The sequence below is a fragment of the Holophagales bacterium genome, assembly GCA_016699405.1.
Lineage (GTDB): Bacteria > Acidobacteriota > Thermoanaerobaculia > Multivoradales > JAGPDF01 > JAAYLR01.
Genome location: CP064972.1, coordinates 2,985,566 through 2,998,185 on the forward strand (window position 1 = coordinate 2,985,566; position 12,620 = coordinate 2,998,185).

At 70.6% G+C, this 12,620-nt stretch carries 8 protein-coding genes and 1 pseudogene; 6 read left to right on the forward strand and 3 right to left on the reverse strand.

What is annotated here, in order from left to right; genetic code table 11:
* Nucleotides 1-36: 36 nt before the first annotated feature.
* The 6 genes from ilvA (at nucleotide 37) to ilvC (ending at nucleotide 7,761) form a co-directional block, all read left to right on the forward strand.
* Nucleotides 37-1,572 (forward strand): threonine ammonia-lyase, biosynthetic, encoded by a 1,536-nt coding sequence (gene ilvA / locus IPJ17_12270; protein ID QQR72297.1) that lies wholly within the window; start codon nucleotides 37-39, stop codon nucleotides 1,570-1,572.
* 3 nt (nucleotides 1,573-1,575) lie between these two features.
* On the forward strand, nucleotides 1,576-2,367 hold the full coding sequence (locus IPJ17_12275; protein QQR72298.1) for an arylamine N-acetyltransferase: 792 nt from the start codon (nucleotides 1,576-1,578) through the stop codon (nucleotides 2,365-2,367).
* A 276-nt stretch (nucleotides 2,368-2,643) separates the two neighbouring features.
* A complete protein-coding gene (gene ilvD / locus IPJ17_12280) occupies nucleotides 2,644-4,398 on the forward strand; it encodes a dihydroxy-acid dehydratase (GenBank protein QQR72299.1) in 1,755 nt (584 codons plus the stop codon).
* Nucleotides 4,395-6,107, forward strand: a complete 1,713-nt coding sequence (gene ilvB, locus IPJ17_12285) for a biosynthetic-type acetolactate synthase large subunit (GenBank protein ID QQR72300.1) — start codon at nucleotides 4,395-4,397, stop codon at nucleotides 6,105-6,107. The genes ilvD and ilvB overlap by 4 nt, the downstream gene beginning before the upstream one ends.
* Nucleotides 6,104-6,664, forward strand: coding sequence for an acetolactate synthase small subunit (gene ilvN / locus IPJ17_12290; protein ID QQR72301.1), 561 nt, complete (start codon nucleotides 6,104-6,106; stop codon nucleotides 6,662-6,664). The genes ilvB and ilvN overlap by 4 nt, the downstream gene beginning before the upstream one ends.
* 17 nt (nucleotides 6,665-6,681) lie before the next feature.
* A complete protein-coding gene (gene ilvC, locus IPJ17_12295; GenBank protein ID QQR72302.1) occupies nucleotides 6,682-7,761 on the forward strand; it encodes a ketol-acid reductoisomerase in 1,080 nt (359 codons plus the stop codon).
* A 187-nt stretch (nucleotides 7,762-7,948) separates the two neighbouring features.
* Here the strand turns inward: ilvC and IPJ17_12300 are convergent, their stop codons facing one another.
* The 3 genes and pseudogenes from IPJ17_12300 to IPJ17_12310 form a co-directional block, all read right to left on the reverse strand.
* On the reverse strand, nucleotides 7,949-8,344 hold the full coding sequence (locus tag IPJ17_12300) for a type II toxin-antitoxin system VapC family toxin (protein QQR72303.1): 396 nt from the start codon (nucleotides 8,342-8,344) through the stop codon (nucleotides 7,949-7,951).
* Complete coding sequence (locus tag IPJ17_12305) at nucleotides 8,344-8,598, reverse strand: type II toxin-antitoxin system VapB family antitoxin (GenBank protein QQR72304.1); 255 nt, start codon at nucleotides 8,596-8,598, stop codon at nucleotides 8,344-8,346. The genes IPJ17_12300 and IPJ17_12305 overlap by 1 nt, the downstream gene beginning before the upstream one ends.
* Nucleotides 8,599-11,209: 2,611 nt before the next feature.
* A pseudogene (locus IPJ17_12310) lies at nucleotides 11,210-12,370 on the reverse strand (PD40 domain-containing protein).
* Nucleotides 12,371-12,620 lie beyond the last annotated feature (250 nt).

The following is a 12,620-nucleotide window of genomic DNA, read 5'->3' on the forward strand; positions in this document are numbered from 1 at the left end:
CTTGACGACGGCCGCTGAAAGGTCTTGACTCTCGTCATGCGAGAGTCGGCGAACCGCGGGTATCTCGAACGGATCCTCACCGCGCGTGTCTACGAGGTGGCGATCGAATCGCCGCTCGAGCCGGCCCCGCTCTTGTCGCGGCGGCTCGGCAGCACGGTGCTCTTGAAGCGCGAGGATCTGCAACCGGTCTTCTCGTTCAAGCTGCGCGGCGCCTACAACCGGATGCGCTCGCTCTCCGCCGAGGAGCTCGCGCGCGGCGTCGTCGCGGCGTCGGCGGGGAACCATGCGCAAGGGGTCGCGCTCGCCGCGCAGGTACTCGGCAGCCGCGCGGCGATCGTCATGCCGGTGACCACGCCGCGCATCAAGGTCGCCGCCGTCGCGGCACGCGGCGCCGAGGTGGTCCTGCACGGCGACACCTACGACGATGCCTATGGGTACGCACGCACGCTTGCCGCCGAGTCGGGGCGCACCTTCGTTCATCCTTACGATGACCCAGAAGTCATCGCCGGGCAGGGGACGATCGGCATGGAGATCCTGCGCCAGCATCCGGGCGCACTCGACGCGATCTTCGTGCCGGTGGGTGGGGGAGGGCTCGTGGCCGGGATCGCCGCCTACACCAAGCGGTTGCGGCCGGAGATCCGAATCGTCGGGGTCGAGCCGCTGGACGCCGACGCGATGGCTCGTTCGCTCGCCGCCGGCCGCCGCGTGCGGCTCGAGCGGGTCGGCCTCTTTGCCGACGGCGTCGCGGTGCGCGAGGTGGGCCGGGAGCCGTTCCGTCTCTGCCGCCAGCTCCTCGACGAGGTCGTCTGCGTCGACACCGACGCGATCTGCGCGGCGATCAAGGACGTCTTCGAGGAGACGCGCTCGATCCTCGAGCCGGCCGGGGCGCTCTCGGTCGCCGGTCTCAAGGCATGGCTCGCGCGTGATGGCCGGCAAGGCGCGACGGTGGCGGCGGTGGCGAGCGGAGCGAACGTCAACTTCGACCGGCTGCGGCACGTCGCCGAACGGGCGGAGCTCGGCGAGCGGCGCGAGATCCTGCTCGCGGTGACCATCCCCGAGCGCCCCGGGAGCTTCCGCGCCTTCTGCGCGCTCGTCGGGCGCCACAACATCACCGAGTTCAACTACCGCTACGCCGATCCGCGCGAAGCCCACGTCTTCGTCGGCCTCGAGGTGGGAGACGAGGCCGAGATCGCGCCGCTCGTCGCGAGCTTCCGCGACCACGACCTGCCGACGGTCGATCTGACGGACAACGAGATGGCGAAGCTCCACGTCCGCCATCTCGTCGGCGGGCGAGCGCCCGGTGCGGCCGACGAGCGACTGTTCCGCTTCGAGTTTCCGGAGCGTCCGGGAGCACTACTCGGCTTCCTCGAGAGCATGAATCAGGGGTGGAACATCAGCCTCTTCCACTACCGCAACCACGGCGCCGACTACGGCCGCGTGCTCGCCGGGATCCAGGTGCCGCCGGCCGAGGAGGCGGCCTTCCGTCGCTTCCTTGCCGGCCTCGGTTATCGGCACTGGGACGAGAGCGCGAATCCGGCCTACCGCCTCTTCCTCCAACACGAGAGAAGCTGAGGGATGGATCGCTGCAACTCCACGCTGTCGGCGGAGACGGTCACCCGCTACCTCGAGCGCCTCGGTCTCTTCGCGGCAGCGGTCGAGCTTTCGCCCGCCGGTCTGCGCCGTCTGCAGCGCGCCCATCTGCTGTCGGTCCCGTTCGAGAATCTCGACATCCACCTGGGCGTGCCGATCGTCCTCGAGCCGCAGGCGCTCGTGGCCAAGATCCTCGCCGGCCGCGGCGGTTTCTGCTACGAGCTCAACGGCGCCTTCGCCGAGCTGCTCGCGGCGCTCGGATTCGTCGTCACGCGGCTCGAAGCGCGCGTCCACGACGGAGACGTGCCGGGCATGCGCTTCGACCACCTCTGCCTGCGTGTCGACCTCGACGAGCCGTGGCTGGTCGACGTCGGCTTCGGCGCCTCGTTCGAGCATCCGTTGCGACTCGCCACCCCAGAGCCGCAGGACGATCCTCAGGGCACGTACCAGATCGTCCCGGCGGAGGAGGACGGCTGGCTCGACCTGCGCGAGAACGGCAAGCCCCAGTACCGCTTCTCGCTCACCCCGCGCCGGCTCGACGAGTTCGCCGATGGTTGCCACCACCACCAGACGTCGCCGCAGTCGCACTTCACCAGCGGCCCGGTCTGCACGCGCCTGACTGCGGGCGGGCGGGTCACGCTGCGGGGCACGAGGCTGATCGAAACGCATGCCGGTGAGCGCCGCGAGTCGGACATCGCCCCGCAGGACCTGCTCGACGTCTATGCCAGTCGCTTCGGCGTCCATCTCTCGCGACCGCCCGGTCCACGCCGGGCTTGACAAGCGTTCCAGGCTCGTCTACTGTCCGCGCACTTCATGAGCCGCTCCGCCTGCGTCGCCCGCCGTCTTGTCGTTCTCCTCTCGCCGGAGACGCTGGGCCTTGCGCTGGTCGTCCTCGCCCTTATCGTCCGGGTCCTCGTTCTTGGCCCGACCGGGGGTCGAGGGATCTAGTAGCCGCGGCAAGCGCAAGATCACTCGAGACCCCCGGAGCGATCCGGGGGTCTTTTGTTTTTCGGGCAGTCGAGAGCGGGGAAGGGGAGCGGGAGAACGAAACGTATGCGATCCGACACGATCAAGAAGGGCCCTGAACGGGCGCCGCACCGCAGCCTCCTCAAGGCGGTCGGGGTGACCGACGCCGACATGGGCAAGCCGTTCGTCGCCGTCGTCAACTCCTACGTCGACGTCGTCCCGGGCCACGTCCACCTGCGCGAGTTCGGCGCCCTGGTCAAGCAGGCGGTCCGCGCCGCCGGCGCGGTGCCGTTCGAGTTCAACACGATCGGCGTCGACGACGGGATCGCCATGGGGCACGACGGGATGAAGTTCAGCCTGCCGTCCCGCGAGCTGATCGCCGATTGCGTCGAGACGATGATCTCGGCGCACTGCTTCGACGGCATGGTCTGCATCCCGAACTGCGACAAGATCACGCCGGGGATGATGATGGCGGCGCTGCGCCTCGACGTCCCCGCGATCTTCGTCTCCGGCGGGGCGATGGCCGCCGGTCGCAGCCGCTCGGGCGAGGCGATCGATCTCGTCTCGGTCTTCGAAGGGGTCGGCGCCTACCGCGCAGGGAAGATCGGCGCCGCACGGCTCCAGGAGCTCGAGGACCTCGCCTGCCCGTCCTGCGGTTCGTGCTCTGGCCTCTTCACCGCCAACTCGATGAACTGTCTGCTCGAGGCGCTCGGCCTCGCGCTGCCTTTCAACGGAACGGCGCTGGCGAAGAGCCCCGAGCGCGAGGCGCTGGCCACCCGCGCCGGAGGGCGCATCGTCGAGCTGATCGCCCGCGGCGTGCGCCCGCGTCAGATCGTCACCCGGGAGGCGTTCGACGACGCCTTCGCCCTCGACGTCGCGATGGGCGGCTCGACCAACACCGTCCTGCACGGCCTGGCCCTGGCCGAGGAGGCCGGCGTCGGCTTCCCGCTGGCGCGCCTCAACGAGATCGCCGACCGTGTGCCGCATCTCTGCAAGGTCGCGCCGTCGGGGCCGTGGCACATGGAGGACGTGCACCGTGCCGGAGGCGTGCCGGCGATCTTCGCGCGCCTCGCCGGCGCGGGGCTGTTGCACCTCGAACGGCCGACCGTCGCCGGGAGCTTTCGCGATCACGTCGCCACGGCGCCGGCGAGCGACGACGAGGTCATTCGGCCGCTCGACCGCCCGCACTCGCCGCGCGGCGGTCTCGCCGTCCTCTTCGGCTCGCTCGCACCGGAGGGCGCGGTGGTGAAGACGGCCGGCGTCGTGCCGGAGATGCGCCGGCACCGCGGCCCGGCGGTCGTGTTCGAGAGCCAGGAAGAGGCGATGGCCGGGATCACCGCGGGCCGGGTGAAGGCCGGTGACGTGGTGGTGATCCGGCACGAAGGGCCGCGGGGCGGTCCCGGCATGCAGGAGATGCTCTCGCCGACCGGCGCCCTCATGGGCATGGGGCTCGGCGCCTCGGTGGCGCTGGTGACCGACGGTCGCTTCTCCGGCGGCACCCGGGGTGCCTGCGTCGGGCATGTCAGCCCCGAAGCGGCCGAGGGCGGACCGCTCGCCTTCGTCCGCGACGGCGACGCGATCGCCCTCGACCTCGAGGCTCGGACGCTCGATCTCGAGATCCCCGCGGACGAGCTCGCGGCTCGTCGCGCGGCCGGGCGGATCGCGCCGCGGCCGGTGGCGAGCCGGTGGCTGCGGCGCTATCGCTCGCTCGTCACCAACGCCTCGCGCGGCGCCGTGCTGCGCGATCCCGAGCCCGATCTGCCTTTCGCCGTCGCCGAGCCGGCGCCGGTCGTGACGCCTCAGACCCTGACGGACGGCCAGCCGGCCGGGAGGACCGCATGAAGCGAACCGGTGCGCAGATGATCTGGGAGTGTCTCGTCCGCGAGGGCGTCGACACCGTCTTCGGCTACCCGGGCGGGACCATCCTGCCGACCTACGACGCGATGCTCGACTACCCGGTGCGTCACGTGCTGGTGCGCCACGAGCAGGGCGCGGCCCACGCCGCGGATGGCTATGCCCGTGCCAGCGGCCGGGTCGGCGTGGCGATCGCCACCTCCGGGCCGGGAGCGACGAACCTGGTCACCGGCATCGCCACGGCGATGCTCGACTCGATCCCGCTGGTCATCATCACCGGCCAGGTGCCGTCGTCGGTGCTCGGCACCGACGCCTTCCAGGAGGCCGACATCACCGGCATCACCATCCCGATCACCAAGCACAACGCCCTGGTGACGCGGGTCGAGGAGATCGTGCCGACGATCCTCGAGGCGTTCGCGATCGCCCGCAGCGGCCGGCCCGGCCCGGTGCACGTCGACATCTGCAAGGACGCGCAGCAGGCCACCGCCGAGCTCGTCTGGCCGCCACCCCGAGAGGTCGGGACGACCTCTCCCGCGCGTGGGCCGCGGCGTTCCGACCTCAAGAAGGCGGCCGATCTGATCGCCGCGGCCGAGCGGCCGCTGGTGCTCGCCGGGCACGGCATCATCGAGGCCGGCGCGTCGCGCGTCCTGCAGGAGCTCGCCGAGCGGACCCGGACGCCGGTGGCGCTGACGCTTCTCGGCCTCGGTGGCTTCCCGCGCAGTCACCCGCTCTGTCTCGGGATGATGGGCATGCACGGCGAGGCGTACGTCAACCACGCGGTGCAGGAGGCCGACCTGCTGCTCGCCGTCGGCATGCGCTTCGACGACCGGGTCACCGGCAAGCTCGCCAACTACGCGCGCGGGTCGAAGAAGATCCACGTCGAGCTCGACGCGTCGGAGATCGGCAAGAACGTGCCGGTCGACCTGGGGATCTGCGGCGACGCGCGCGAAGTGCTCGAAGCGCTCCTGGAGATCGTGCCGGACCAGGGCGCCGAGGCACACGCCGCCTGGCTCGCCACGATCGAAGCGCGGCGCGCCGAGACCCGTTCGCGCGACATCCTGCACCGCCCGAACGGCCAGCATCTCTTCGCGGCGCACGTCATCCACGACCTCTGGCGCACCACGGACGGGGGCGCCGTGGTGGTCTCCGACGTCGGCCAGCACCAGATGTTCGAGGCCCAGTACTACCCGCACGAGAAGCCGCGGACACTGCTCACCTCGGGCGGCCTCGGCACCATGGGCTTCGCCCTGCCGGCGGCGATCGGCGCCAAGCTGGCGCGACCGGAGGCGGAGGTCTGGGTCGTCGCCGGCGACGGCGGCTTTCAGATGACGCAGTGCGAGCTCGCCACGCTGATGCAGGAGCGGCTCGACGTGAAGATCGCCGTGATCGACAACGGATTCCTCGGCATGGTGCGACAGTGGCAGGAGTTCTTCTACGACCGGCGCTACGCGGCGACGCCGCTCCTGTCGCCCGACTTCGGCAAGCTGGCCGCGGCTTACGGCATTCCGTCGCAGCGCGTCGAGACGCGTGCCGACGTCGGGCCGGCCGTCGAACGCGCACGGGCGACGAAGGGTCCGGTCCTGGTCCACTTCGTCGTCGAGGCGGAGGAGGCGGTCTACCCGATGGTGCCGGCCGGGGCCGACCTCGACGCGATGATCCGTCGCCCGCACGCCGGAGAGCCGGAGGTGGCCGCATGAGACACACCCTCGTCGCCCGAGTCCAGGACCACCCCGGCGTGCTGGTGCGCGTCGTCTCGATGTTCCGCCGCCGGGCGTTCAACGTCGAGAGCCTGTCGGTCGGAGCCAGCGAGACCCCCGGCGTCTCGCGCATGACCTTCGTCGTCGACACCTCGCGCGTGCCGTCGCGCCTCGTCGAGGCGAATCTGCGCAAGCTCGTGCCGGTGCTCGACGTCAAGGACGTCACCCACGTGCCGTCGGTGGTGCGCGAGCTGGCGCTGATCCGCGTCCGCTGCGGCGAGGGGGAACGCTCGCAGATCAACGACCTGATCTCGATCTTCCGCGCGCGCATCGTCGACGTGGCCGCCGATTCGGTGATCGTCGAAATCACCGGCGACGTCGAGAAGGTCGAGGGGCTCGTCGAGCTGCTGCGGCCGCGCGGCATCCTCGAGATGGTGCGCACCGGCAAGGTGGCGATGGCGCGCGGCGGTCACCGCGGGGCGAAGAGCGCTGCCGCCGACGAGGCTGAGAGCGAAGGGGAGTCCGAGGACGAGACGGCCGCGCGAGCGGCGAGCTGAGAGGAAGGAGAGGAGAGATGGCCCGCATCTATTACGACACCGACGCCCGCATCGAGGATCTCGCCGGACGCACCGTGGCGATCATCGGCTACGGCAGCCAGGGGCATGCCCATGCCCTCAACCTGCGCGACAGCGGCGTGCCGGTCGTCGTCGGACTGCACGAAGGGAGCCGCTCGCGCGCCCGCGCCGAGGCGCAGGGGCTCGAGGTGCTGACGCCGCGCGCGGCTGCCGAGCGCGCCGACATCGTGATGATCCTCACCCCCGACACCGGCCAGGCGAAGCTCTGGCGCGACGAGATCGCCCCGGGCATGCGTCCCGGCAAGACGCTCATGTTCGCCCACGGCTTCAACATCCGCTTCGGCGCGATCGAGGCGCCGGAGGGCGTCGACGTCTCGATGGTGGCGCCGAAGTCCCCGGGTCACCGCGTGCGCGAGGTCTTCACCGAGGGGCAGGGGACGCCGGGACTGCTCGCCGTCCACCGCGACGCCAGCGGACACGCCTTCGCCGATGCCCTCGCCTACGCCCGGGGGATCGGCTGCACGCGCGCCGGAGTGCTCGTCACCACCTTCGCCGAGGAGACCGAGACCGACCTCTTCGGCGAGCAGGCGGTGCTCTGCGGCGGCGTCTCGCACCTCGTCAAGGCGGGGTTCGAGACCCTGGTCGAGGCCGGCTACCAGCCGGAGATCGCCTACTTCGAGTGTCTGCACGAGCTCAAGCTGATCGTCGACCTGATGTACCGGGGCGGGCTCTCGTACATGCGCTATTCGGTCTCCGACACCGCCGAGCAGGGCGACTACGTCGCCGGTCCGCGCATCGTCACCGACGCCACGCGCGCGGCGATGCGCCAGCTCCTCTCCGAAGTGCGCAACGGGACGTTCGCCCGCAACTGGATCGCCGAGAACGAGAGCGGGCGGCCGGCCTTCGACGCGCGCCGTCGCGCCGAGCGCCACCACCAGATCGAGGAGGTCGGCGAGCGGCTGCGCGCCATGATGCCGTTTCTCGACGCCGTCGTCGTCACCCCGGAGGGCGAGATCCGCGCCGGAGGCGATGCCGGCGTGCCGGTGGGGGGCCATGCCGCGGCTCCCGGACGGCGCTGAGCGAGATCACCGACCCGCGGCTTCGAATTCGAGCCTCGGCCGCCGGTCTGAGGCGCCGTTCCGACGAGCGAGAGCGAAGCGCTGACCGCCGAGCCGCAAAGCGGAGAATTGATTGCGGGCGGCGGTCGAGCTCGATCCCGCCGGACCGGAGGGCAGCGACCGGTGGAGGAAACGCTCCATCCGGTGGTCAGGCCATCAGGGCAAGGGGCAGGTCGGTGTGCCGGAAATCGTCGCCCTTGCAGAGGAGAGGCTCGCCGAGCACCCTGGCAAGAGCGTAGGAGAAACAGTCGCCGTAGTTCAGCCCGGCGCGGTGACGGCCCTTGCCGAATCGACTGAACGCCTCGCGGGCCTGCTCGGCCTGCTCGCGGTCCACCGCGACCAGCTCGATTTCCGCCCGCGCGACGAGGCGGTCGAGGTGCCGCAACCCGGCGGCGCCGAACCGGGCTTCGACCACGACGGAAGCCTCCACCCAACTGGCAACCGAGAGCGAGCGCGACTCGGCGGCCTCGATTGCCTCGTTGAAAGAACGGCGTTCGGGCTCGTCTTGCAGGATCGCGAGCAACGCCGAAGTGTCGAGAACCATCAACGAGGAGCTCCGAGGTCGTCGTAACCGAGGATCTCGTCGGCGGGCCGGTCGTCGAGCACGGGGAGCCGCGCGCAGCTCTCGGCGATCTCGTCGAGCTCGGTAGCCAGGCGGCGTTGAGATCGCTCCCGCCGCAGCCGCGCGAGCCGGTCCGCGAGCGCCCGGGTGACCGCCTCGGTCTTGGTCTCGCCGGTGAGGCGTGTGACCGCCGCGGCGAGTCTCTCTGCCTCGGGGTTGCGGATGTTGAGTGCCATGCGTGTAGCTCTCCAGCCTCTGATCGACAAGGTAACACCGGTGGCCTGATGGGTGCAATCCGGGGAGCTCCGGCGGTTGCAGGTTCGCGGAATGCGCCTCAGCTGCGACCGGATCCGGGCTCACCACCACGAGATCGAGGAGGTCGGGGGCGGCTGCGCCGTGATGCTGCTTCTCGAAGCGGTCGTCGTCAACCCGGGTCTCCTACGGCGCGCAGGGGAAGCCGCGCACGACGTCGGTGGCGCCGACCGTCTGCGGGTAGGTGCCCGCCGGGTTGACGTAGGTGCGAACGTTGCCGTTGACGGTGTCCGTCACGGTGACTTCGAACGCCTGGTTGGTCAGCCCGCTGACGAAGACCCAATAGGAGCCGAAGGCGGAGCAGGCGTCGACCATCTTGACGCCCATCTCGAAGTTCGTCGGCTGGAAGAACCACCAGAACGAGGACTGGTCGGAGGCGGCGCGCTGGCCGGCGAACGACATCACCGCGGCCGAACCGGCGGCGGCGGCCGTCGCCCAGTGCACCTCGACTCGGAAGCGTCCGGCCAGATGGCAGGCGGTGTCGGCGTCGGGGGTGCAGGCGTCGGTGGGCAGCTCGCCGGCAGCCGAGCGCAGGGCGAGGAGCCGCGCGCCGAGGGGATCGCTCGGGGCGGCGGCGAGCAGACGAGCCACCGCTTCGCGGTCCGCGGCGGGCTGCGGGGCCGTCGCACCCGACGGCGTGCAGTCGAACCCGCTCGTGCCGTCGGTGGCGCCGATGGTCTGCGGGTAGTTGCCGAGGGGATTCGAGTAGCTGCGAGTCTGGCCGGTGGCGACGTCGCGGATGTGGACGGTGTACGCCTGGTTGGTCAGTCCCGACACGAAGACCCAGAAGCTGTCGTTGAACGAGCAGGCGTCGACCATCTTGACGCCCATCTCGAAGTTGGCGTTGTCGAAGAAGTAGAAGAACACCGACTGGTTCGACTCGGCGCGCGCCCCGGCGAAGGTCATCACGCCGCCGTGCCCGCTGCCGCTCCCGGTGGTCCAGTCGACGTCGACCTGGAATCGACCGTCGAGCAGGCAGGCAGCGTGGGCCGTCGGCACGCAGCTTCCCGGTCCGCCGCCGTCGCTGATCGTCACGTTGTGGGTCCCGGTGGCGGCCCCGCAGGCGCTGTTGCTCACCGAGACGGTCTTCGTCCCGGCGAAGCTCCAGGAGAGCGAGATGCTCGGCCCGTTCGTCTCGCCGGCCGGCAGGGCCCCGGAGGTGCTCCAGCTCCAGCCGGTGGCGGAGGGGGCGCAGTTCGTGGCCGTGGCCGTGAAGGTGAGGACCTGATCGGTCTGGCCCGAAGTGGGGCCGGAGACGGTGATCGCCGGAACGACGGTCGAGCCGAGCCGGTCGTGCACGAAGACGTCGGACTGTCCGTTGAAGTCGCCGGTCACGAGATCGGCGGCCCACGAGTCGAAGACGACGTAGCGCCCGTCCTCGGAGACGGTCGGCGTCGCCCAACTGCCGGCGGTCGACTGGGCGAGCGTGCCGGCGACCGAAACTCGGGTGGTCGATCCCGCCTGGCGGTCGCGCAGGAAGACGTCCCAGGAGTGGTTGGTGTCTCCCACCACGAGATTCTCGGCGCGGGAGGCGAAGGCGACGAAGCGCCCGTCCGCCGACACCGAGCCGTCGAGGCTGTCGTCGTTCGCCTCGGCCCCCGAGCTCGCCACCGAGACGCGCGTCGTCGTGCCGCTCTGCCGGTCGCGCAGGAAGACGTCGCGGGTGCCGTTGAAGTCGGAGGGATCGAGATTGGGGGCGTCGCTGTCGAAGACGACGAAGCGGCCGCCGCTCGAGATCGCGCGGGCGAAGCTGAAACCGGCAGCCTGACTGCCGGCGCTGTCGAGGGAGATTCGTTCGACCTGGCCGCTCACCAGGTCCTTGAGGTAGACGTCGTAGTAGTCGTCGTCGTCGGTCTGTCCGGCGATCAGGTTGCTCGCCCAGGAGGTGAAGACGACGTAGCGGCCGTCGCCGGAGATCACCGGGTCGAAGCTGTCGAGGTCGCCCGGGGTGCCGGCGCTGTCGGCCGAGACCAGTTGCGTCTGTCCGGTCTGGCGGTCGCGGACGAAGACGTCGACGACCCAGTTGGGCTCGCCGTCGACGAGATTCTCGGCCTCCGACTCGAAGGCGACGTAGCGGCCGTCGCTCGAGATCGAAGGCCGCGAGCTCGCCGCTTCCGCCTCTCCGCCGTCGTTGCCGATCGAGACTCGCGACGTCGTCCCGCTCTGGCGATCGCGCAGGAAGATGTCCGAGCTCTCGTTGAGGTCGCCCGCGACCAGATGGGTGGCGCTCGACGCGAAGGCGACGTAGCGGCCGTCGCCGCTGATCACCCCGTCGGTGCTGTCGGCATCGGCCTGTGCGCCGCCGCTGCCCAGGGAGACGCGCTCGGTCGTCTGGCTCTGACGATCGCGGACGAAGACGTCGGCGCTCGCGTTGGTGTCCCCGGCGACCAGATTCCCGGCGCTCGAGGTGAACACCACCCAGCGCCCCCCGACCGTCGCCTGGCGGGAGACGTGGCTCGCCCCGTCGGCGAGGACGAGCGCACCGGCCGGCGGCGCGACCGGCGTCGCCGGGATGCGGCTGATCGTACCGGCGAGGCGATCGCGCACGAAGATGTCGCTCTCCGCGTTGCGATCGCCGGCGACCAGGTTCGGCGCGAGCGACGCGAACGCGACGACCCGCCCGTCTCCCGAGATCGCCGGGTCGTAGCTCGGGCCGCGTCCGACCGCGCCGCCACCGTCGCTGGAGACGAGCGACGTCGCACCGCTCTGCCGATCGTGGACGAAGACGTCGTAGGTCGCGTTGGTGTCGCCATCCACCAGATTGGCGAGGGCCGAGGGGTAGACGACGAAGCGGCCGTCGGGAGAGATCGACAGCCGCGCGAGCACGCCCGTGCCACCGCTCCCCTGACTGCCGTTCGAGCTCACCGAGACGCGGCTGGTCGCGCCGCTCTGGCGGTCGTGGACGAAGACGTCGACCGTCCCATTGGTGTCGCCGGCGACCAGGTTCGTCGCCAGGGAGAGGAAGGCGACGAAGCGGCCGTCGGCGGAGATCGCCGGGAAGCGACTGTAGGAATTGGCCTGCGCTCCGACGCTGTCGATCGAGACGCGCCAGGTGCTCCCGGTCGTGCGGTCGTGGACAAAGACGTCGTCGCGGCTGTTCGTGTCGCCGGCGACGAGGTTCGAGGCTGCGGAGAGGAACGCGACGTAGCGACCGTCGGCGGAGATGGCGGGGGAGTAGCTGGTGTCGTTGCCCGCCGCCCCGCCGGTCGCCACCGAAACCCGGGTGGTGGTTCCGCTCTGGCGATCGTGGACGAAGACGTCGGAGGTTCCGTTGGCGTCGCCGGCCACGAGATTGGTGGCGGTGGAGGAGAACGCGACATAGCGCCCGTCCCCGGACAGGGACGGCGATTCAGCGTAGGCGTTCGCCCCGTTGGCCTGCGTCCCCGAGCTGTCGACGGAGATTCGCGTCGTGCTGCCGGTGCCGAGGTTGCGCAGGAAGAGGTCGGACAGCTCGTTGCTGTCCCCGGCGACGAGATTCGTCGCCTCGGAGTAGAAGGCGACCCACTGCCCGTCCCCCGAGATGGCCGGGAAGGAGCTCGATCGATTCCCCTGCACGCCCCCGCTGTCGAGCGAGGCAATCTGGATGGCGCCGGTCTGGCGGTCGAAGACGAAGATGTCGGCCCGCTCGTTGGTGTCGTTGGCGGCGAGATTCGAAGCCTCCGAGCTGAAGACGACGTAGCGTCCGTCGGTCGAGATGCCGGTGGCGTCGCTGCGGCCCCCGATCCCCAGGGAAGGAGCGGCGGCCTGGGTGACGATTTCGGTGGCGGCGGGTCTCGCCGGCCCGGCGAGAAGCGCTCCGATGACGAACGCAACGGCGGCGAGCTCGTGAGAGCGTCGAGTGCGCAGGCCCATGGTCTCCCCTCGGTTTCCGGGTCGAGCGAGTCCGGAAGTGGCATTCTAGGCCGGAGGCGGGTACCGCGAGGAGTCGGCTCCGCTAGCGGTATTT